15 protein-coding genes and 1 tRNA gene are annotated in these 21,248 nt (G+C 38.9%); 9 read left to right on the plus strand and 7 right to left on the minus strand.

Annotation, left to right across the window (positions count from 1 at the left end):
• Positions 1 to 80: 80 nt before the first annotated feature.
• Together rsmG and TEGAF0_RS00745 are read right to left on the minus strand one after the other, a co-directional pair.
• Positions 81 to 737, minus strand: a complete 657-nt coding sequence (rsmG, locus tag TEGAF0_RS00740; RefSeq protein WP_264899250.1) for a 16S rRNA (guanine(527)-N(7))-methyltransferase RsmG — start codon at positions 735 to 737, stop codon at positions 81 to 83.
• Positions 707 to 1,831 carry a glycosyltransferase gene (locus TEGAF0_RS00745; protein WP_264899252.1) on the minus strand — a complete coding sequence of 375 codons (1,125 nt, stop codon included), beginning with the start codon at positions 1,829 to 1,831 and terminating at the stop codon, positions 707 to 709. The genes rsmG and TEGAF0_RS00745 overlap by 31 nt, the downstream gene beginning before the upstream one ends.
• A gap of 37 nt (positions 1,832 to 1,868) precedes the next feature.
• Between TEGAF0_RS00745 and tgt the strand changes: the two genes are divergently transcribed.
• The 3 genes from tgt to TEGAF0_RS00760 all read left to right on the plus strand — a co-directional run bounded on the left by tgt (position 1,869) and on the right by TEGAF0_RS00760 (position 5,714).
• Positions 1,869 to 3,008 carry a tRNA guanosine(34) transglycosylase Tgt gene (gene tgt / locus TEGAF0_RS00750; RefSeq protein ID WP_264899254.1) on the plus strand — a complete coding sequence of 380 codons (1,140 nt, stop codon included), beginning with the start codon at positions 1,869 to 1,871 and terminating at the stop codon, positions 3,006 to 3,008.
• A 195-nt stretch (positions 3,009 to 3,203) separates the two neighbouring features.
• Positions 3,204 to 4,295, plus strand: a complete 1,092-nt coding sequence (locus TEGAF0_RS00755) for an LptF/LptG family permease (RefSeq protein WP_264899255.1) — start codon at positions 3,204 to 3,206, stop codon at positions 4,293 to 4,295.
• 96 nt (positions 4,296 to 4,391) lie between these two features.
• Positions 4,392 to 5,714 carry a citrate (Si)-synthase, eukaryotic gene (locus TEGAF0_RS00760; protein WP_264899256.1) on the plus strand — a complete coding sequence of 441 codons (1,323 nt, stop codon included), beginning with the start codon at positions 4,392 to 4,394 and terminating at the stop codon, positions 5,712 to 5,714.
• Positions 5,715 to 5,776: 62 nt separating this feature from the next.
• Here TEGAF0_RS00760 and TEGAF0_RS00765 read toward each other — a convergent pair whose 3' ends face one another.
• Complete coding sequence (locus TEGAF0_RS00765) at positions 5,777 to 6,412, minus strand: class I SAM-dependent DNA methyltransferase (RefSeq protein WP_264899257.1); 636 nt, start codon at positions 6,410 to 6,412, stop codon at positions 5,777 to 5,779.
• A 42-nt stretch (positions 6,413 to 6,454) separates the two neighbouring features.
• Positions 6,455 to 6,528 (minus strand) — tRNA-Ala (locus TEGAF0_RS00770).
• A gap of 138 nt (positions 6,529 to 6,666) precedes the next feature.
• On the opposite strand from TEGAF0_RS00770, the gene TEGAF0_RS00775 reads away from it, so the two are divergent.
• The 5 genes from TEGAF0_RS00775 (at position 6,667) to TEGAF0_RS00795 (ending at position 13,515) form a co-directional block, all read left to right on the plus strand.
• Positions 6,667 to 7,911, plus strand: a complete 1,245-nt coding sequence (locus tag TEGAF0_RS00775) for a PKD domain-containing protein (protein ID WP_264899259.1) — start codon at positions 6,667 to 6,669, stop codon at positions 7,909 to 7,911.
• Between the two features lie 5 nt (positions 7,912 to 7,916).
• Positions 7,917 to 9,155 carry a PKD domain-containing protein gene (locus TEGAF0_RS00780; RefSeq protein ID WP_264899261.1) on the plus strand — a complete coding sequence of 413 codons (1,239 nt, stop codon included), beginning with the start codon at positions 7,917 to 7,919 and terminating at the stop codon, positions 9,153 to 9,155.
• 69 nt (positions 9,156 to 9,224) lie between these two features.
• On the plus strand, positions 9,225 to 10,877 hold the full coding sequence (locus tag TEGAF0_RS00785) for a M28 family metallopeptidase (protein ID WP_264899262.1): 1,653 nt from the start codon (positions 9,225 to 9,227) through the stop codon (positions 10,875 to 10,877).
• Positions 10,874 to 11,824: a threonine ammonia-lyase gene (locus tag TEGAF0_RS00790; protein ID WP_264899263.1), complete on the plus strand. Its 951-nt coding sequence runs from the start codon at positions 10,874 to 10,876 to the stop codon at positions 11,822 to 11,824. Before TEGAF0_RS00785 ends, TEGAF0_RS00790 begins: the two co-directional genes overlap by 4 nt.
• A gap of 5 nt (positions 11,825 to 11,829) precedes the next feature.
• Positions 11,830 to 13,515, plus strand: a complete 1,686-nt coding sequence (locus TEGAF0_RS00795) for a GMC oxidoreductase (protein WP_264899264.1) — start codon at positions 11,830 to 11,832, stop codon at positions 13,513 to 13,515.
• A 13-nt stretch (positions 13,516 to 13,528) separates the two neighbouring features.
• On the opposite strand, the gene TEGAF0_RS00800 is transcribed toward TEGAF0_RS00795, so the two are convergent.
• Together TEGAF0_RS00800 and ggt are read right to left on the minus strand one after the other, a co-directional pair.
• The gene (locus TEGAF0_RS00800; protein ID WP_264899266.1) at positions 13,529 to 14,359 is read right to left on the minus strand and encodes a methyltransferase, TIGR04325 family; all 831 of its coding nucleotides are present in this window, start codon (positions 14,357 to 14,359) and stop codon (positions 13,529 to 13,531) included.
• Positions 14,360 to 14,439: 80 nt separating this feature from the next.
• Positions 14,440 to 16,161, minus strand: a complete 1,722-nt coding sequence (gene ggt / locus TEGAF0_RS00805) for a gamma-glutamyltransferase (RefSeq protein WP_264899268.1) — start codon at positions 16,159 to 16,161, stop codon at positions 14,440 to 14,442.
• Between the two features lie 69 nt (positions 16,162 to 16,230).
• On the opposite strand from ggt, the gene TEGAF0_RS00810 reads away from it, so the two are divergent.
• On the plus strand, positions 16,231 to 18,723 hold the full coding sequence (locus TEGAF0_RS00810; protein ID WP_264899269.1) for a M14 family metallopeptidase: 2,493 nt from the start codon (positions 16,231 to 16,233) through the stop codon (positions 18,721 to 18,723).
• 82 nt (positions 18,724 to 18,805) lie between these two features.
• Here the strand turns inward: TEGAF0_RS00810 and TEGAF0_RS00815 are convergent, their stop codons facing one another.
• Positions 18,806 to 21,211: a TonB-dependent receptor gene (locus TEGAF0_RS00815; RefSeq protein ID WP_264899270.1), complete on the minus strand. Its 2,406-nt coding sequence runs from the start codon at positions 21,209 to 21,211 to the stop codon at positions 18,806 to 18,808.
• Between the last annotated feature and the right edge of the window lie 37 nt (positions 21,212 to 21,248).

The raw sequence follows: 21,248 nt of genomic DNA on the forward strand, positions 1-21,248 counted from the left end.
ACAGGATTACGTAAATTTAAAAACCCGCAGGATGATTGATCCTGCGGGTTTTTTATTGCTTTTTTATTTTCTGTTATCCTTTATTTGGCAACGTGTATAATATACTTTTCCTCGAAGTATTCCTCTGGAAAAATTTTCACAATCGGCATCATTTTTGGTCTGGCTCCGCTTTCAAAAATCTCCTGGTTCAGGTCTCCTCCTTTTAAACAAATAAGTCCATTTCTGATACTGCCCTCTTCTACAGAACCGGTTGGTTTTTTAATTAAAGGCATGCTCCATTTTAATAACTCTTTCAAGGGGGCAACTGCCCTGGAAACTGCAAAATCAAATTTTCTATTGGTAATTTCTTCTGCTCTTGAATGTTTGGTAGTAATGTTTTTTATACCAGCTGCTTCGCAGACAGCATCTACTACTTTTAATTTTTTGGCAATACTGTCTACCAGGTAAAACTCTACTTCCGGGAAAAAAATGGCAAGGGGAACACCAGGGAAACCTCCTCCGCAACCAATGTCTATAATTTGATGCCCTTTCTTAAAATCTGCAATGGCAGCAATGCTTAACGAGTGGAGTACATGGTGTAAATAAATACTGTCGATGTCTTTTCTAGAAATCACGTTGATCTTTGCATTCCACTCTTTATACAATTCTTCCAGCATACCCAGTTGTTGGATTTGCTTTGGAGTAAAATCATCAAAGTACTTGGTAATTAATCCCAGTTTTTGCGCGGCGCTTTCCATATAGCAGGTACAGTAAATAGGTAATAAAAAAACATCCAGATATCAAAAAACAGGAACCATGGGTATAGGTCTTTCTCATTGAGTTTAGCCATTCCTTTATATAAAATAAAAGCCTGTAATAAAAAACGAACAGCATAAACACCCAACGCCAATTGCCAGTTATAGAAGATGATAGACACCGCCAGCAGTGGGTACACAAAAAATAGAGAAAAGGAATACAATCCCAGCAAAAATTGGTGAATGGGTTTATAATATTTGCCTGTTGTATAATGCCTGTATTTTTGAGTCATCCATTCTCCCCAGGTAGTTTTTGGGTCACTCAATGTATGCGCATCATGATCCATTAAAATGGCTGTATTGTTAGCGTTTGCTACCTGGTTAATGAATAGGTCATCGTCTCCGCTAGGTATTTGGTTGATAGAGGAGAACCCTTTGTTTTTAAAAAAAAGTTCTTTCTTATAACTTAAGTTTCTACCAACTCCCATATAGGGTTTACCTGCTAGTGCATAGGAAAAATATTGCATGGCAGTATGAAAGGTTTCAAAGCGGATTAGTTTATTGAGTAAGCCCGGTTTTTTGTGATAGGCACCATACCCCAAAACAATTTCTGTTTCCTCATCATAGGTATCTTGCATTTTTCTGATCCAGTTTTCTGAAGCGGGAACGCAATCTGCATCTGTTAATAGAACTATTTCATACTTGGCGCTTTTAATCCCCATCGACAATGGGAATTTTTTCCCGCTGATCATTTTGGCTTCCTGTATAAGCTCAATCATGTTCAGATTTTTGAAAGATCGCTTGAATTCATCAATAACGTATTTGCTCTCGTCAGTTGAGTTGTCATTTACTAAAACCACTTCATGTGTTGTAGGATAATCCTGCACCAGCACTCCAGGCAGGTTTTTGACAAGATTGTGGGCTTCATCCCTTGCGCAAATAATTACAGATACAGGATGTTCAACGGATACTTCTTTTTCCTTATTACGGTAATAAGCCATTCTTCTAAAGAAGTATACATAATAAAATGCCTGAATGGCGATAACTGTACAAAAAAGTCCGAAACAAATCGTCCAGACAATATCGGGTATGATCATGCCGCAAAAATAGGGCAAAGACCAGTACTTTTGCAGGATGGCTGCACTAAGTTATACACTTGAACATACGGCAAATGGATCCGCTGCAAGGGCAGGAATTATTGAAACAGATCACGGTCAGATACAGACCCCGATATTCATGCCCGTTGGTACGGTAGGCTCTGTAAAGGCGGTTACGCAGCAACAGCTGAAGCTAGATATTCAGGCTCAGATTATATTGGGTAATACCTACCATTTGTATTTGAGGCCCGGTACTGAAGTGCTGGAAGCTGCCGGAGGATTACACCGGTTTAATGGATGGGACCGTCCTATATTAACTGATAGTGGCGGATATCAGGTTTTTTCGCTTGCAGCCAATCGAAAAATTAAAGAAGAAGGGGTTGTTTTTCAATCGCATATTGACGGGAGCAGGCATTTGTTTTCACCGGAATCTGTAATGGATATTCAAAGAAATATCGGGGCAGATATTATCATGGCTTTTGATGAATGTCCTCCCTATCCAAGCACCTTTGATTATGCAAAGAAAAGTATGGAGTTGACTCATCGCTGGTTAGACCGATGTATTGCCCGGTTGGCTGAAACGCCTGATAAATATGGGTATACACAGAACTTGTTCCCTATTGTACAGGGAAGTACTTATAAGGATTTGCGAAAAGCTTCCTGTGAATTCATTGCTTCACGCAACGCTGTTGGGAATGCCATTGGTGGATTAAGTGTTGGTGAGCCCGAAGACATGATGTATGAATTTACAGCACTGTGTACAGAAAATCTTCCACTCAATAAACCTCGGTATTTAATGGGAGTGGGAACACCCTGGAATTTGCTGGAATGCATCGATCAGGGTATTGATATGTTTGACTGTGTAATGCCTACCCGTAACGGAAGAAATGGAATGTTGTTTACTACACAGGGAGTGATTAATATCAGAAATAAAAAGTGGGCAAAAGATTTAAGTCCAATTGATCCAGGGTTACCATCAGAGCCTAGTCAGTATTATTCCAAAGCCTATTTGCGCCATTTGTTTGTGGCAGAAGAAATTTTGGGATTGCAGCTGGCTAGTATTCATAACCTCAGCTTTTATTTGTGGCTGGTAGGAGAAGCACGAAAACATATTCTGGACAATAGCTTTGCAAGCTGGAAAAAAGAGATGTTGGAAATTGTAAAGCGACGATTGTAATACAGCGTTTATAATCCCCTCGAAAAACTTTGTGGATAAGCCCAGTCTATAATTTTATTTATTCACTATTATGCAATATGCCATGCTTAGTGGGATACAGTGATTACTTTAGTAATGCTTACTAATCCGTTACCTACTGAAGCCCAGAAATTGATACATCCATTTTAATGGATGTATTTTTTTATCTTTGAATGAATGAAGAAGCTTGATTGGTACATACTCAGAAAATTTCTCACTACCTTCTTCTTTGCTATTTTTTTATTTGCGGTTATAGCCGTGGTGGTGGATGTTAGCGAAAAAACGGATGATTTTGTTCGTTCACAATTAGGATTCAGGCGCATAGTTACTGATTATTATGCGGGATTTATTCCTCATATCATTGCATTGCTTTTCCCGCTTTTTGTATTTATTGCGGTTATTTTTTTTACATCCAAAATGGCTGGTAACAGTGAAATCATTGCCATTCTAGCCAGTGGTACCGGTTATTCCCGGTGGTTGAGACCTTATTGGGTTGGGGGTATTATTATGGCAACAATTCTCTGGTTTGCTAACCAGTATGTGGTGCCCAAAGCCAATGTATTAAGAGGAAATTTTGAGGCAAAATATATTGATGCCAATTCAAGTTACAATGCATTGTTAGGTCAGTCGAATCATATTTATTTACGCATAGATTCTTTTACTTATGCAGGTATTCATTATTATGATACCACTGTAAAAAGGGGAGGTCCCGTTTTTTTGTATACATTAAAAGGGAATGAAGTGGTAGAGAATCTCAGAGCAGAATCCATTATCTGGGATACCGCATCACGCAAATGGAAAATGGATGTTGTTTTTGACCGAAAACTTCAGCCCATGCAGGAGAAAGTGGTACAGGAAGCTACCCGCCTGATGAATTTTAATTTTAAACCTTCCGACCTAACGCGGGATAAATACACAAAAGACAAATTGACTACGCCGGAATTAACCCGTTTTATAGCACTGGAAGAATTGCGGGGCTCGGAAGGGCTGAATAGTTTAAAAGTGGAAAGGTATCGTAGGGATGCCACTTGTGTAACCGTTATTTTGCTGACCCTAATCGGAGCCATTGTTGCCGGTAGAAAAGTAAGAGGGGGAAGTGGCGTACACCTGGCGGTGGGATTTGTAACCGCTGCTCTATTTATTGTGACCGATCGATTTTCCACTATTTTTTCTACCAAGGGCGATTTGCCCCCTCTTTTGGCAGCTTGGATTCCCAATATGATATTCCTAATGGTTGTATTGTATTTGTATCGTACTGCGCCAAAATAATTATTTGTGAAAATTTAGAACCAGACTGGCATTGATTTTGTTACAGATAGAACTTCAATTACCTTTGAAGCACAGATCATCTAACAAAAGATTGCCATGGGAATTATTAAAGACAGGTTTAAAGCAACAGCTGATACAGCTTCTGCGGAAATCAAATCCATTTTAAAAGATCACGGAAATAAAAAAATTGGTGAAGTTACTTTGGCCCAGATTTATCAGGGTATGAGGGGCATTACCGGTTTAGTAACTGAAACCAGTTTACTTGATGCACAGGAAGGTATCCGATTTAGGGGTTACTCAATTCCTGAGCTACAAGATAAGCTGCCTAAAGCGCCTAACGGCGGAGAACCTTTACCTGAAGGGCTATTTTACCTGATGTTGATGGGCGAATTGCCAACTGAAGAACAAGTGAATCATATCACCAGTGTATGGCAAAGAAGAAGTCATGTTCCTAATCACGTTTTTGCAACCATCGATTCATTGCCATTGAACACACACCCAATGACCATGTTTGTGGTTGGTGTGATGGCTTTGCAGACTGAAAGCAATTTTGCCAAGGAATATGCAAAGGGAATGAACAAGAAAGATTACTGGGATGCTACTTACGATGATGCCATGGATTTGATTGCTCGTCTTCCCAGAATTGCTGCTTATATCTACAGAAGAAAGTATAAGAATAACGAGCATATTCAGCCTAATGGATTGTTGGACTGGGCAGGCAACTTTGCCCATATGATGGGATATGAAGATGAGAGTTTCAAAGAATTGATGCGTTTATACATGACTATTCATGCTGACCATGAAGGTGGTAACGTATCTGCACATACCACACACCTGGTGGGTTCTGCTTTAAGTGATCCCTTTCTTAGCTACGCTGCAGGTATGAATGGTTTAGCTGGTCCTTTACATGGTCTGGCAAATCAGGAAGTGATTAAGTGGATTTTTGAAATGCAGGAAAAATTAGGAACAGACAGTCCAAGCAAAGAACAGATTGCACAGTACGTGCAGGATACTTTGTCTTCTGGTAAAGTTGTTCCTGGGTATGGTCACGCAGTATTGCGCAAGACCGATCCGCGCTTCTCTGCTCAAATGGAATTTGGTAAGAAACATATGCCGGACGACAAGTTGGTGAATACCGTGTGGAATATTTACGAAACGGTTCCGCCAATTTTGCAGTCCTTAGGAAAAATTAAGAACCCATGGCCTAACGTTGATGCACATAGTGGTGCATTACTCGTTCATTACGGATTTGTAGAGTATGAATTCTATACTGTATTGTTTGCCGTAAGCCGTGCATTAGGTGTGATGGCTAGCTTATGCTGGGACAGAGCATTGGGCTTCCCATTGGAAAGACCAAAATCTGTAACAACTGAATCTGTGAAATTGTGGCTGGAAGGCAAAGATCAAATCTGGGAGTAATGATTATTTGGCTTAAGCAGCCTTACTAATATTTTGAAGCCCGACTAATTAGTCGGGCTTTTTTATGGATTGTAGCAGAACAGTAGCTGCAAAATTCTGGGCATGGAAGAGGAGTCGTCCTCATCAAAATATTCATTTATGTCTGTTAATTGAAAATGATACTTTTTTGCCGCGGTTACAAAATCAGAAATATGATGATTGAAACAAGTAACAACTTGTGTTCCCTCCTCTGTATCAAATCTAGCTTTAGAACCATTGTATTGTTTAAAGGGGTGTAATTCACCTATGTAAACTGTTGCTCCGGATTCCATTACCAAGCTCAGTTGTTGGAAAATAGGTTCCAGATTTTCAATATGTTCTAGCATTAAGCTAAATGTAGCTAAGTCAAATTTTTCTGTTGCTGCAAAGTACCAGTTATGGGTTATATCTGCCTGGATAAACTTTACCTGGTTATCTGTGATTTTTTCTTTGGCTTTGTTTAGCATTTTTTCAGAGAGATCTATCGCTAGCACTTGCTTTGCAATTGATTTGAGCCATAGCGTGTTTTTTCCCGTGCCACAGCCAATTTCCAAACAGTTTTTAAATGACTTTCCTTCTAATGCATTTCTTATTGCAATGGCTTCTAGATCTCTGGTTTTGTTTTCGTTGGTGTCGTATTGCTCTGACCAGCTATTGTATGCTTGTTGGATGTTTGACATGGTAATTGTTCATTAAAAAAGCCCCAAAAAGGGGCTTTAGAGTGGAGAGTATCGGGGTCGAACCGACGACCTCTTGCATGCCATGCAAGCGCTCTAGCCAACTGAGCTAACCCCCCGGGGATTGCAAATGTAAGTTGCGTGTATTGAATGTCAAAAAATTGTTTTACGAGCCAGTAAGGGGCTCTTATGCTTGATTTTTACAATAAAATGCCTGGTTTTTCGTTGTACTTGGTAGTTAAGCTTAAGCTATTACTATGAAATACAGTCAACTGTTTATCGCAATCGGATTTACATCTGCAATCTTGCTTTCTGCTTGTAAAAAAGATGTAGACAAGCCAGCTGATGTTCAGGAAACAACCGAAGACAATAATCCGCCAATTGGAGGTGCAACAGCGGTATTCAGAGATACGGTATCTGTTAAGGATGGGGAAGTAACCATTACCTATGCAAAGTCAGATGCTTGTTTTCCCAGCAACGAGATTTTTTCATTCACAGCTTCCGCTGCCGGTATACCTACAGGGGCAAAATATATTTGGGAATTCGGGGACGGTAAATCTTTAACGGGGACAACGGTTAGAAATATGTACAGAAACCCTGCTACTTATACCATTATCCTTCAAATTAAGAACTCGGCAGATGTATTACTTCATAAAGCATCCATTTCGGTAAAAGCTTTGGGTCAGCAAGTAACACCCACTGCTATATTCTCGAGCGCTTTGCCCGATATTAATTACCTGAATAATATGACATTTACGAGTAGGTCTACTGTGCCAACCGGAACAATTGTAGATCATTTCTGGGATTGGGCAGATGGCACCACCAGTAATAGTTCCAACTCATTTATGCCTAAGAATTTTCCGAAAGTTCCAGAAGATAAAACTTACAATGTAAAGATGATTGTTACTGCTAACTCCGGATGCCGGGATACAGCAGCGCTAAATGTTTTTGTTCCTGCATCCTATACAATCAGCGGTAATTTTTCTGCAGAGCAATTTGATGCTTGTACTAACGAGTATTTTATTTTCACTCCAACTGCTACAGGGGTTCCGGCTGGTGCAGAATATACCTGGGATTTTGCTGATGCTACTGGAACTGTTACAGGTAGCCCTGTAAAGAAACAGTTTACATATCAGAATGATTATGATGTAAAAATGACCATAACCTTAAAAGGTAAAATAATTTATCAAACACACAGACCGGTAAGAGCTTTTGGTCAGAATATTAAACCTAAGGCTTTGATGTTAAAGAATGTGGTAAGTTCTACTTCAACTAAGGAAGTCTGGGCTTTTTATAGTCAATCCAATATTCCGCATGGATATTTAACCGGATACAGATGGGAAATGCCATTTAACCGAGTAGACGATAACTTTAATACGATTGTAGAACAGGAATTTACTAAAGCCGCAACGCCTACCAATTATTCTGTGCGATTAATTGTTACAGGCAATACTGGCTGTAAGGATACCACCGTTGCCAATATAACCATACCGGCAAAATAAGCCCTATGAAACTGATACGTACCCATTTATTCATTTTCTTGGCTGTTCTGGGTCTTTTTGCTTGTAAAAAAGATGCAGCTATAGATTTGGATAAATTGGTGCAGGTAGACTCAGCACAAATGACCAAAGGGGCAATTGTTACTGTTTCAAGAGATACTACAACCGTAACCTATGGTAATGTTGAAGCCAAGTTTAGCCAAACATCAACTTGTTTCCCTTCTTCAGAGGTATTTGCATTTTCTGCTTCCGGTGTTGCTTTACCGGCTGGTGGTTATTATAGCTGGCAATTTGGGGATGGCAACATTGCCACAGGTGCCACAACTACGCACTCTTACCAGGCAGCAGGATCTTTTGTAGTGACTTTGATGGTAATGGCCAATGCTAATAATATGCTTGCCAAAGTTAGTTTTGGAGTTAAGGCATTGGGGCAGCAAACCAAGCCTGAAGCTAGTTTCACCACCAAATTTGATTTCCCTCAAAATCTTAATTATGTTACTTTCAACAGTACTTCTTCTATTAATCAGGGAGATATTGTTCAATTTAAATACAACTGGGGCGACGGAACAGAGCATATAAGTTCTGTTGGATTGGTAAGACATGAATTTCCAAAAGCTATCAATGATTCTACCTATTCGGTAAAACTAACCATACTTTCAAACAGTGGATGTTCTGATGACACTACTATTCGATTGACTATTCCTGGCAGATACAATATCAAAGGCAAATTTAAGACTGAATCATTTGATGCCTGCACCAATGAGCGAATCCTATTTACTGCAGAAGCAGAAAATGTACCTTCTGGTGCAGTATATGAATGGGATTTTTCCGATGGTACAGGGGTTAGAACTGGAAACCCAATCATGTATAAGTATAAGTTCCCGAATGATTACGATGTTATAATGAGTGTTAAGCTCAATGGCAGGGAAATATACAGAACTAATAAGCTCGTGAATGCCAAAGGAGAGAATCCAAAACCGACAGCCAAGTTTGAGGAAACCCTTGTATGGGATTATCCTACTACGCAGCGATGGTCCTTTAACAGTAGGTCTACTATACCTACCAGTACTATTGATTCTTATCAATGGAGTTTTGGTAACGGAAATACCAACAATGAGTTTTACAGTTTCATAGAAACCGTTTATAACAAAGAAGCTACCAGTAAAACTTATACTGTTCAATTAATAGTTACCGGAAATGGTTGCACAGATACCGCCAGAAAAACCATTACTATTCCGCCTAGGTAATCTTAATTATTGTTAAGTAATGTATGTGTATTTCTTATATTTAGTTTTCATTAAAACTAAATCTGCTACATGTACAAAATACTCAAAACAATATTGGCTATATCTTTATTTATAGCTTGCTCTACATCGGTAAGTCGCATTGATGAAGGAGACGGACTTGAGGTTTTCAGTGCAGATATGCTAAAAAAGCATATTTCAGTGCTGGCTTCAGATGCATTCATGGGCCGCAAACCTTTCACTGAAGGAGAGACCAAAACAGTTAATTATTTAGTTGAACAATTCAAGTTATTAGGGCTTGAGCCTGGGAATGGGGACAGTTATATTCAATCTGTACCAATGGCCAATATACTGGCTATAGCTGCACCTTCTATGCAGGTAAAATCAAGTAAAGGCAGTTTCTCTTTACAAGCATTTAAAGATTATATCATTTGGACAGACAAAACCGATTCCAGTTTTACGCTGGATAATGCAGATTTGGTTTTTGCTGGTTATGGCGTAGTTGCTCCTGAATATAACTGGAATGATTATGCAGGCTTGGATGTGAAAGGAAAAGTGGTTATGGTTATGGTGAATGATCCAGGATTTTGGATAGGCGATACCAGTTTGTTCAAGGGAAAGGCAATGACGTATTACGGAAGGTGGACCTATAAGTTTGAAGAAGCCGCCAGACAAGGTGCTAAAGCTTGTTTGATTATTCACAACACTGCCGCTGCCAGCTATCCTTTTAGTGTTCAGCAAAATAGTTTTAATACAACCCGGTTAAAATTAGACAACAGAGGAAAAGATATACCTAATTGCGATATCATTGGATGGGTGCCTGAAAATGTGGCAAACCTTTTATTTCTTGCTGCCGGATTTGATTCAACGCTATTGGTAAAAGCCAATCAGCCAGCATTTAAAGCTGTTCAGCTAAACTTACAATTGAGTACTTCAATGCAAGTAAAATCCAACTTCAATCAATCCAGTAATGTTGTTGCAAAGATTACTGGAAGCAAAAGACCAGATGAAGTCATTATTTATACTGCACACTGGGATCATCTTGGTATTGGCAGGCCAAATAAAGATGGAGACTCAATATACAACGGGGCATTGGACAATGCTTCCGGTACTGCCGGACTTCTTGAAATGGCACGGGCTTTTAAAAACATGAAAACCAGACCGGAAAGAACTATTGTTTTTTTAGCTGTGACTGCCGAAGAACAAGGACTTTTAGGGTCTGCCTACTATGCCGAGAATCCAATATTCCCTATCGAGAATACGGTAGCGAATATCAATATGGATGGACTCAATCGATTTGGAAAAACAAAAGACATGGTTGTAGTAGGACAAGGACAGTCTGAACTGGAAGACTATTTAGAAGAAGCTATTAAAAAGAAGGGTGGTTATCTTTCTTTTGATCAGCATACTGAGGCAGGTTATTACTACCGTTCTGACCATTTTAATTTTGCTAAAAAAGGAATTCCAGCTTTGTTTGCCAATAGCGGTAAAGATTATATTGGAAAGGACACTGCATATGGAAAAGCATTGGAACAAGAATACAATGACAATCACTATCATCAGCCTTCTGATCATTTTGACGCTTCTACCTGGACAGGTGATGGCGCAATAAATGATTTGCAATCTTTATTTATCATTGGCAGAAGAATGGCATTTGAAACTAGTTTTCCTAAATGGAAAGATGGGTCTGAATTTAAATTAATCAGAGAAAAGAAAAAACCATGATTACGAAATTGGACATTGAGCAAACGCATGGGAAAATTAAATCTTTTATACATCAGACTCCTGTTTTAACAAACAGCAGTATCAATGAAATGGCAGGAGCTGATTTGTATTTTAAATGCGAAAACTTTCAAAAAATTGGCGCTTTCAAAATCAGGGGTGGAATGAATGCTTCCCTGAGTTTAACAGCTGAACAACTTTCTAGAGGTTTGGCAACCCACTCTTCGGGAAATCATGCGCAGGCTATTGCGTTTGCTGCAAAGACATTGGGCACAAAAGCATATATTGTTATGCCCAGTAATTCTCCTTCAGTAAAAGTGAATGCAGTTAAAGGGTATGGTGCCGAAGTAATTTTTTGCGAACCCAATCAGCTGGCCAGAGAAACTGCTTTACAAAAAGTAGTGGAAGAAACCGGTGCCGAATTTATTCATCCCTACGATGATGACAGAGTAATTACAGGTCAGGCAACCTGTGTGAAGGAGCTAATATCTTCTGTACCTGACTTGGATGCAATCTTTACTCCTGTTGGAGGAGGTGGTTTATTATCAGGAACTGCGCTGGGAACCCATTATTTTCATCCATCGGCAAAAGTATACGCAGGAGAACCTGAAGGGGCAGCAGATGCTATTCTAAGCTTTCAATCTGGCAAAGTAGAAAAAGCACCATATGTAAATACCATTGCTGATGGATTATTAACTACACTGAGTGAAAGAACCCTGTCTATTATTCGTAAACATGTTGAAGATATTTTTCTGGTGTCTGAAGAAGAAATTAAAGCGGCACTAAGGTTGGTATATGAACGTATGAAAATTATTGTAGAACCCAGTTGTGTGGTTCCTTTGGCAGCTATTCTTAAAAATAAAAATCAGTTTCAGGGCCAAAAAATCGGAATTATTCTAACTGGGGGAAATGTGGATTTGAAAAAATTTGGTGAATGGTTTAAAGATTAGCAATTATGCCTGAACAGTATAATGATTTTGATGCAATAGTAATTGGCTCAGGAATCAGCGGAGGATGGGCTGCCAAAGAACTTTGTGAAAAAGGATTGAAAACACTTGTGTTGGAAAGAGGTAAGATGGTAGTGCATAAAAAGGATTATCCAACAGCCAATTACAACCCATGGGATATGCCTCACCGTGGTAAAATTCCGCCCCCTGAAATGGATATGGATCCAATCGTTAGTAATTGTTATGCGTATAAGGAAGATACAAAGCATTTCTTTGTAAAGGACAATGAGCATCCATATGTTCAGGAGAAACCATTCAGTTGGATAAGGGGCTATCAGGTTGGAGGAAAATCATTATTGTGGGCAAGGCAAACCCAGCGATGGAGTCCGTATGATTTTGAAGCTCCAAAGCGAGATGGTTTTGCAGTTGACTGGCCAATTCGATATAATGATTTGTCTGATTGGTATAGTTATGTTGAGAAATTTGTTGGAATCAGTGGGAATAAAGATGGATTGGATATTTTACCGGACGGAGAATTTCTGCCCGCCTGGGAAATGAATTGCGCTGAAAAAATCATTCAGCAAAAAATCATGGAAGCATTTCCTGACAGACATGTAGTACAAGGAAGATGTGCCCATCTAACACAACCCACCGCTGAACATGTAGCACAGGGAAGGGGACAGTGTATGGCAAGAAACTTATGTGCCAGGGGTTGTCCTTTTGGGGCTTATTTTAGTACGAATAGTGCTACATTACCCGCTGCAGAAAAAACAGGTAATCTGCATATAAAAACTCATTCAGTGGTTGATTCTATCATCTATGATGAGAAAATGGGTAAAGCAACTGGAGTAAAAGTTGTTGATGCACTAACACATGAAGTGAAAATTTATACGGCAAGAATCATTTTTGTAAATGCCTCCTGTTTAAATACCAATTTAATTTTGCTTAATTCCCGAAGCAATTATTTCCCCGAAGGATTGGGAAATAAAAATGGTCTTTTGGGAAAGTATATTGCTTTCCATAATTATAGGGGCAATATCACAGCTCAGTTTGATGGTCCGATGGATCAGTATTATTATGGAAGAAGACCAACGCAGCTGATGATGCCCAGTTTTAAAAATGTCTATAAACAAGAGGCAGATTTTTTAAGAGGGTATATGGTGCATTTTAGTGCGGCAAGGGGTTTGCCAAAGGTGGATGGTGTAGGTGCAGGTTATAAAAATGCAATTACTGAGCCAGGAACTTGGCATGTATATATGATGATGCAGGGCGAAACCATTCCCAAAGAAAGCAATCGGGTTTACTTAAGTGAATATGAAAGAGACGATTGGGGAATACCACAGCTCGTGGTGAATGTTGATTATGACGAGAATGATGAAAAGCTTTTGCAGGACTTTTTTAATGAAGGGAAGAAGATGCTTGAAAAAGCAGGCTGTACTCAGATAAATACATGGGATAGTAAACAGCCACCCGGTTTAGATATCCATGAAATGGGTGGGGTCAGAATGGGACGTGACGAACAAACTTCACTTTTGAATGAATACAATCAATTGCATCACTGTAAGAATGTTTTCGTTACCGATGGTGCCTGCATGACTTCTACAGGTAATCAAAATCCTTCTTTAACGTATATGGCACTCACAGCTAGAGCAGCCCATTTCGCTGCAGCAAAGTGTAAAGAGGGAGAATTGTAACATTCTGCAATCTTTAGGATGGGTGTACAGTTGATGATTTTAATTTCCAAAGCTGACCTTCATACAGAAAGGGCTTGAACTGGATATAGTATTTGTCGTGGTCTACAATAAAGTCATAAACTAAATCATAGCGCTCCTCCATGAATGTATAAAATTTCTTTTTATTGTAAAACCAGCAAGTATATGAAGCAGGGGTTCCGTAATAAATTGGGGGAACATGCTGAATGGCAATTCTATCCCTTTCTTCATCGTTAAAAGCTATATAGTCAATATATAAATACTTTACGCCGCTTAGAGCAATCTGATCAAGGAGTTCGTAGGTTTTTTCGATATACTGTATTACTCCTGAAAAAATAACAATGTCTGGTTTGTGATGTTGCAGACATTCTTCCAAAGAATAATAAAAATGAAGGCGCTCATGTTCAAATTCTTTTCTTCCAGCTTCAACATAATTGGGTTGTTCTACAATACACCAATGTAAATTATGAACAGATTGTAAATGGTGTCTCTTATGGTTGTAAGTTGTGCCCAACGAACCGCCAAAATCCAGGACAGTCAGGTTGCAACTGTTTTCAGCAGCAACAGTTAGCAGCGTAGCTAACATGCTGAAATTCATTTTAGGTTTATCGTATACTATGCCATCCCGCTCGTAGACAACTTCTCCACTAACTACTTTGCGAGTTGTTTCCTTTATTTTTTCAAGAATGTTTTGCTCATTATATCCACTGGCAATTTTATTGGCAGCTTCAAAACTTGCATAATCTCCTTTCCAGCCATATTTAAAGCTATACCAATAAAGGGTCTTGAAAATTGGTGGAACAAATTGTTTTATCAGGTAATGCATAATACTCTGTAAAAATATTATGCGTTACTGAAACCTAAGAGATAATTATATAACTGGTAGTTGTTAACTCTTCCTAATCTTTAATATCCTGCCACAGAATCATCCCCACGCTTATCTGCTGCAGTTTCCCTAATTTTATTGGGTAATATTCGAATCCCATCTGTTCTTCCAATGCTTGACCGGTCTTTAAGCAGGTACCCCATTTTCTGCAATGCATCTTTGGTTTTACTATTGAATCCGGTTTCAATCATTACTTCATCAGGCAACCATTGGTGATGAAATTTAGGTGCGTCAATAGCGTCGCCCAGGGTTTTATTAAAATCTATTACATTGATTAATGCCTGATAAACAGAAGTTGGAATGGTTGTACCTCCGGGAGTTCCTATGACGATATATGGTTTTTTGTTTTTTAATACCATGGTAGGGGTCATTGAACTAAGCATTCTTTTGCCAGGCACAATAGCGTTTGCTTCTCCACCCACAGCTCCAAACATATTGGGTACGCCGGGTTTTACACTGAAATCATCCATTTCATTATTCAAAAGAAATCCGGCACCCCCAACGACAACTTTTGATCCATAACTCCCGTTTAAAGTTGTAGTAACAGCTACCATATTTCCAGCGGCATCAACTACGCTTAAATGAGTGGTTTCCTCACTTTCATGAATAACACCAGCATTTACTTCCTTGCTGCTGCCTGCTTTGTCTGCTGCATAATCACTCATACGCTGCTGTAAATACTGTTCACTTATTAAAGTCTTGACCGGTACTTTCCAGAAATCAGGATCACCCATATGTTCAGCACGATCAGCAAAAGCTCTTCTTTCAGCTTCTATCATTAATTGAACGGACTCTGGGGTTTGAAATCCCATTTTACTCATGGGATATTTTTCTACCATCTTCATCATCTGCGCCAATAAGATTCCTCCACTGCTGGGGGGAGCAAAACTGACAATTTCGTTTCCTCTGTAATTAAAAACAATCGGCTCTCTAAGTTTCGCAGTATAATTTTTTAAATCAGCGTGAGTGATAATGCCTCTGCCTCTTTCCATTTCGGCAGTAATCAAATCTGCTGTTTTGCCACCGTAAAATCCCATGGCACCTTCTTTCTGAATTCTTTCCAAAGTATGGGCAAGATCTTTTTGGATAAGTGTGTCACCTACTTTCCATCGGGTTGGTTTATAAAAAGCGGTTGGTTGTGTACTAAAACGGGCAATGGCATCTTTAACACTGCTGATGCTTGCTGCTTCTTTTTCTGTTAGCACAAATCCCTTGGCCGCAATGTCAATGGCTGGTTGAATTAATTCTGCAAAAGGTAATTTTGCATAGGAATGTGTAGCAAATAATCCTGCAACTGTACCTGGAATACCTGATGCCAGATGCCCATTCTGAGATAAGTTTAACTGGGCATTTCCATTTTTATCCAAATACATATCTCTGGATGCTTTTTCAGGTGCAGATTCTCTGTAGTCAATGCCAATAAGTTCTCCGTTGGTTTTACGTGCTAGTAAAAACCCTCCGCCTCCGAGGTTGCCTGCGTTGGGAAAAACTACAGCCAATACAAGTTGAGTTGCAATGGCTGCATCAAAAGCATTGCCTCCTTTTTTCATAATGGCTGCGCCAACCATGCTTGCCAATGGATGTGCACTACTAACAGCAGCTTGTTTAAAATTGCCCCTTTTTACTACTGTATAGTTAAAAGGGTCTACTTCTTTGTTGGGGCCAACAATCGAAGGTATCTGTTGTGCGTTGGCTATCACAAATGATCCCAGAAGAATAAATACGGATAAATACTTTCTCATAGTACAATTTACAATTTTATGGGGTTTTATTTCCCATTATTCCTACTTTCATGCTTCATTTTTAAACTTATGAAGAAATTATTATTTGGACTAGTTTGTTTGAGTTTTTCTCTACTATCGGAAGCGCAGTCTGTTCTCAGCCCTGAACAATTTTTGGGTTACAAAGTGGGGACCCGTTTTACCCGACACCACCGTATTGTTGAATATGTTAAGTCTGTTGCAGCTGCAAGGCCCGATATGGTTAAATTGGAAAAGTATGGTGAAACCAATGAAGGGCGAGAATTAATGCTGGCGTTTGTAAGCACTCAGGAAAACATTCAGCAACTGGAACAAATCCGCATCAATAATTTAAGAATGGCTGGCCTGGCTAAGGATAAAGCTGCACCTGCAGTGGAAAATGCACCTGCTATTGTATGGTTAAGTTATAATGTACATGGTAATGAAGCTTCTTCTTCAGAAGCTTTTCTCTTAACTATTCATGCATTAACGGATCCCAATAATAAAGCGACCAAAGAATGGTTAAAAAATACCATAGTTGTAATGGATCCCTGCATCAATCCGGATGGAAGAGACCGTTATATTAATTGGTACAATTCTGTTGTTGGGAAGCACTACAATGCAGACCCTTCATCCAGAGAGCATGCTGAACCCTGGCCAGGAGGAAGAAGTAATCATTATAATTTTGATTTGAACAGAGACTGGGCCTGGCAAACACAGGTAGAAACCCAGCAAAGAATAAAAAAGTATCATGAATGGATGCCACAGGTGCATGTAGATTACCACGAACAAGGCTTTAATGAACCCTATTACTTTGCGCCAGCAGCAGAACCATTGCATGAAGTCATTACTCCATGGCAGCGTGATTTTCAAGTTATGATTGGCAGAAATCATGCAAAATATTTTGACCAGAATAATTGGTTGTTTTTTACTAAAGAAAGATTTGATTTACTATATCCAAGTTATGGCGATACCTATCCGGTTTACAATGGCGCTATTGGTATGACGTATGAGCAAGGGGGTATACGGGCCGGATTAGGAATATTAAATGAAGACAATGATACACTCACTTTAGTAGACAGAGCTGCACACCATTTTACCACCGGATTGTCTACAATTGAAATTGCCTCTAAAAACAAAAGCAGATTACTGACTGAGTTTAAACAGTTTTTTGATGATAGCAGGGCTGGTAAGATTGGTGAGTATAAGACATATGTTTTCACAGCAAAAGATGAAAACAAAATAGCTGCCCTTAAAAAATTATTGAGTCAGAATGGTATTGAGTATGGAGTCTTAACAAATAAGAATTTCCGTGGGTTCAATTATTTTACTGGCAAAGACGATGCCTTCAATGATGAGGGGAACCATATTGCAGTAAGTTCTTATCAACCAAGAGCAGTAATGGCAAAGGTATTACTTGAGCCAAGAACCATTGTTACTGATTCCAATACCTATGATATTACAGCATGGGCTGCTGCATATGCTTATGGAATTAAAGGGTATGCAGTAAAAGAAAGATTGGTAGTTAATCCAGAAAACAGTTCCGCTGTTTCTATTTCCCCGATAAATAGTAATTATGGTGCCTTGGTACCTTATACCTCTTTTAATAGTGCTAAAGTTTTGGCGTATTTGCTAAAGCATGGCGTGAAAGTTCGCTTTGTTGAAAAACCATTCACCTATAAAGGCAAGAGCTACGATAGGGGCACGCTGCTGGTATTAAAAACAAGTAATCCACCCGAATGGCAATCTGTATTGAATACTGCATGTAAACAATTTAATGTTCAGGCTGATGGGGTAGAAACCGGGTATATGGATAAGGGTGCAGACTTTGGTTCTCCTGATATCAAAAATATTTCAGCCACTCCTAAAGTGGCCATGTTGACCGGAGAGCAAACTTCCTCTCTGGCAGCAGGAGAAGTTTGGCATTATTTTGATAAAATTCTGGAATATCCTGTAACCCTGCTTAATGCAGTTGATGTAGCCAGATATAATTTTAAAAATTACGATGTACTGGTTATCCCAGATGGCAATTACCGTGTATTAAATGATAAATCTGTATCCGATAAATTAAAGGATTTTGTTCGAGGTGGTGGAAAGATTGTAGCAATGGAGAATGCAATGGCAAGCATGAGCAGAGGAGATTGGGGTATTAAATTAAAGGAAGGGAAAGCGGATGAATCTGCCGACTCAAATAAAAAATACGGAGACCGTGAAAAAGATTATTTAACCAATTCTATTCCTGGAGCAATTTATAAAGTTGATTTAGATAATACGCATCCTTTGGGTTTTGGGTATCCTGATTTTTATTATACACTTAAGCAGGATGGCAATGTATATGAATATATGAAGGATGGATGGAATGTTGGCACTATCAAAAAAGACGCATATGTTACCGGTTTTGTCGGAGCTAAATTGAAGCCAGGAATTAAAGATGGAATGCTTTTCGGAGTTCAGGATATGGGTGCTGGTACGGTAGTGTATATTGCTGAAGATCCATTGTTCAGAAACTTCTGGGAGAATGGTTATTTGCTAATTGCTAATGCGGTATTTCTGGCAGGAAAATAAACTTACATTCATTTGAATCTATATAAAAAAAGGGTAAGCACTGTGCTTACCCTTTTTAGTATTTGTGTAAATCATTTCAACATTACAGTTTAATATTTAGTGCCATCATAAAATTTCTACCAGCCATCGGGTAATAGAAATTTTCTGTAATTGCAGAACCACCGGCTACATAACTGAATGTATAACCATTGGGCTCATATTTTTTATCGAAAATATTGTTTAGTTGAAATATCAACTGGGCTTCTTTAATCCACTTGTGCTTTATGGTATAGATGGTTCGGAAATCCTGTGTGTAAAATCCATTCAGTTTTCTGTTTTCATTCTGGGTATTGTCTAAATACTGTTTACTTACCCATTTATTCAACAAACTGATTTCCCAGTTACTCAAAGGATTAATGTTGATGCTTAGAGCTGATACCATAGAAGGGGAGAATGATATATCTGTATTGTTGTGAACAATTGCCAATTGGCCGCCATTATCGTAATCATCAATAAATTCTGTAAATGTTCTGATTTTGTTCCTGCTGATGCTGGTATTACCAGAAAAATTTAGCCATTGATTAATTTTAGCACCTGTCTGTATTTCAATACCTGCTCTGTAGCTATTAGGAATATTGGTTCTGGTATAAGCCCCTACATCGTTGATTTCACCTGTAAGTGCCAATTGATTATTGTATTTCATGTAGTAAGCTGTAATGCCAAACGAATATTTGGTAGTCTTTTTTTCAATTCCCAATTCCCAATCGTGAAGAGTCTCGTACGTTGGCTGACTGTTAATTCCTGCCTGAAAATCGTCCCTGTTCGGCTCTTTTCTTGCAACAGCATAACTTAAATAGGATTGCCATCCCATGGCATTGTAAACAATTCCTGCTTTAGGATTAAAAAAGCCGAAACTTCTGTTAACGCTTAATGTTGGATTGTCACTGAATCCATTCATTCTGTGTTTTACCCATCTGTATTGCAGGTCTGTAAAAACAGAAAGTTGACTGGTAATATTGGATTGCCATTTGGCATAGATGTTCGCATCTTTTTTAAGTGCGGGTAAATCATAATAACGATAATTGGCAGGCACGGTACCAATAGCTATGAATGGGATTGTTCCAAAATGAACTCCATCATAAGTAGACCATCCTCCACCCAGCGTAAATTCCTGCTTTTCTTTTTTATACTGCAGTGAAAAAATCTGTCCGTAGAAATGGTTGTCCAGCCAACGTTGTCTTACCAGGTCTGTTCTAGACAATGTATTGCCGCCTATTACTGGATTGGTTAATCCATAACGGGAGAATCGCTGATCAGCCTTGTATTCCTCGTAATATCCCTTTCCTCTGGTATAAAATAATGCGGTATTAAAAGACCAATTATTATTCAATACCGTATTGTAAAATAATTGGTAATGAGTTTGGGTGTAATTGTCAGTCTGGTTTTCATAGGGAGTACCAGCTTTCTCCGTTCCGGCAGGATTATTTGTTCTGTCTGTTTTTAGTAAACTTTCTGCTACACCGTACCAGGCCTGGTAGGTTTTTTCTTTACCAGAAAATACATTCAGTCTGAGGGAAGATTTTTTATTTAAATAAGCAGTACTAAAATAAAAAGATCTGAGATTACTACTCGCGCGATCTATGTAACCGTCACTGGCAATTCTGCTAAGTCTGGCATCAAAAGTGAAATGATTGCCAATTAAACCTGTTCCAAACTTAAGTGTATTTTTTATTGTATTGAAAGAACCAACACTATTGTTGATTTCAGTATAGGCATTACTGTTGAATTCATTGGTAGACATATTTAGTGTAGCCCCAAATGAACTGGCACCATTTGAAGATGTACCTGCCCCTCTTTGAATTTGAATACTGTTAACTGAAGAGGCGAAATCGGGAAGATTTACAAAAAATGTTCCCATACTTTCTGCATCATTATAAGGAATGCCATTTAATGTAACATTAATTCTGGTGGCATCGGTTCCTCTGATCCTGATACCCGTATATCCCACACCATTACCTGCATCTGCATTTATTACAACTGAAGGTGTTTGATTTAGTAGGAAGGGTATATCTGTTCCCAGGTTTGTTTTTTCAATAGCTGCTTTATTCAGATTGGTTTTGGTAAAAGGCGCCCTATCTGCTGCACGAATGGCTTTTACTTCCAATGGCTGTAAAAACAGAGGGATAGGTGTCAATTCAAAAATAATTTCGCTTTTGTTGATTTTCTGCGCGCTCATTTGTGTTAACGCATTTGCCCCGATTCGCAAGTTGTTATAGCCTAAACTACTGATGTTAATCCCTTGTTTTGCATTAGTTGGGATGGTGAATTGACCTTGCTCATTGGCGATGATTTGTTGGTTCCCCCAACTGATAATTGCTCCTGTAACGGGTTGGAGACTTCCTTTTTCAACTACTTTACCCATTTGATTCTGGGTTTTGGGACTTTGCTGTGCAATAGCCAAAAGGCTAATAAATACAAGCAAGGTTGTTCCCATGATTTTTTTCTTCATTGCATGAATGATTTAAATGTAAAAAAATGGGAACAGG

The sequence above is a fragment of the Sediminibacterium sp. TEGAF015 genome, from assembly GCF_025997995.1.
In the GTDB taxonomy this organism is placed as follows: domain Bacteria; phylum Bacteroidota; class Bacteroidia; order Chitinophagales; family Chitinophagaceae; genus Sediminibacterium.

Bases quoted from the DNA above. Each gene is read 5' to 3' on its own strand.
- rsmG (WP_264899250.1), bottom strand. From the start codon at position 737: ATGGAAAGCGCCGCGCAAAAACTGGGATTAATTACCAAGTACTTTGAT.
- TEGAF0_RS00745 (WP_264899252.1), bottom strand. From the start codon at position 1,831: ATGATCATACCCGATATTGTCTGGACGATTTGTTTCGGACTTTTTTGT.
- tgt (WP_264899254.1), top strand. From the start codon at position 1,869: ATGGCTGCACTAAGTTATACACTTGAACATACGGCAAATGGATCCGCT.
- TEGAF0_RS00755 (WP_264899255.1), top strand. From the start codon at position 3,204: ATGAAGAAGCTTGATTGGTACATACTCAGAAAATTTCTCACTACCTTC.
- TEGAF0_RS00760 (WP_264899256.1), top strand. From the start codon at position 4,392: ATGGGAATTATTAAAGACAGGTTTAAAGCAACAGCTGATACAGCTTCT.
- TEGAF0_RS00765 (WP_264899257.1), bottom strand. From the start codon at position 6,412: ATGTCAAACATCCAACAAGCATACAATAGCTGGTCAGAGCAATACGAC.
- TEGAF0_RS00775 (WP_264899259.1), top strand. From the start codon at position 6,667: ATGAAATACAGTCAACTGTTTATCGCAATCGGATTTACATCTGCAATC.
- TEGAF0_RS00780 (WP_264899261.1), top strand. From the start codon at position 7,917: ATGAAACTGATACGTACCCATTTATTCATTTTCTTGGCTGTTCTGGGT.
- TEGAF0_RS00785 (WP_264899262.1), top strand. From the start codon at position 9,225: ATGTACAAAATACTCAAAACAATATTGGCTATATCTTTATTTATAGCT.
- TEGAF0_RS00790 (WP_264899263.1), top strand. From the start codon at position 10,874: ATGATTACGAAATTGGACATTGAGCAAACGCATGGGAAAATTAAATCT.
- TEGAF0_RS00795 (WP_264899264.1), top strand. From the start codon at position 11,830: ATGCCTGAACAGTATAATGATTTTGATGCAATAGTAATTGGCTCAGGA.
- TEGAF0_RS00800 (WP_264899266.1), bottom strand. From the start codon at position 14,359: ATGCATTACCTGATAAAACAATTTGTTCCACCAATTTTCAAGACCCTT.
- ggt (WP_264899268.1), bottom strand. From the start codon at position 16,161: ATGAGAAAGTATTTATCCGTATTTATTCTTCTGGGATCATTTGTGATA.
- TEGAF0_RS00810 (WP_264899269.1), top strand. From the start codon at position 16,231: ATGAAGAAATTATTATTTGGACTAGTTTGTTTGAGTTTTTCTCTACTA.
- TEGAF0_RS00815 (WP_264899270.1), bottom strand. From the start codon at position 21,211: ATGAAGAAAAAAATCATGGGAACAACCTTGCTTGTATTTATTAGCCTT.